General features: G+C 64.7%; 1 protein-coding gene. It reads left to right on the top strand.

Annotated features, from left to right (window positions below; all coding sequences use genetic code 11):
- Positions 1 to 119: 119 nt before the first annotated feature.
- Positions 120 to 204 (top strand): leucine zipper domain-containing protein (locus ESG85_RS35775; protein WP_246094862.1); only part of this gene is annotated, 85 nt, incomplete at its 3' end.

Here is a 204-nt window from a genome sequence, read left to right as displayed (position 1 = left end):
TGTTCTGTCCCGGGAGGTTGTGGACGGGTGAGCCAGGTCTCGGCTGAGGGATCTTGAACGGGTGAGTGCCTTCCGGTTCGGTGTGGATTGCGACGTCTACACCTGACCGAAAGGCCCTCATGCCCCACCGTAATGCACCCCTGACCGAAACCGGACGGCTGCGCCTGGCCCGCTGCGTGGTCGAGGACAACTGGCCCCTTCGGC

Source organism: Streptomyces roseicoloratus, from assembly GCF_004117935.1.
GTDB lineage: Bacteria > Actinomycetota > Actinomycetes > Streptomycetales > Streptomycetaceae > Streptomyces > Streptomyces roseicoloratus.
This window is presented reverse-complemented; position numbering and strand designations above follow the sequence as displayed.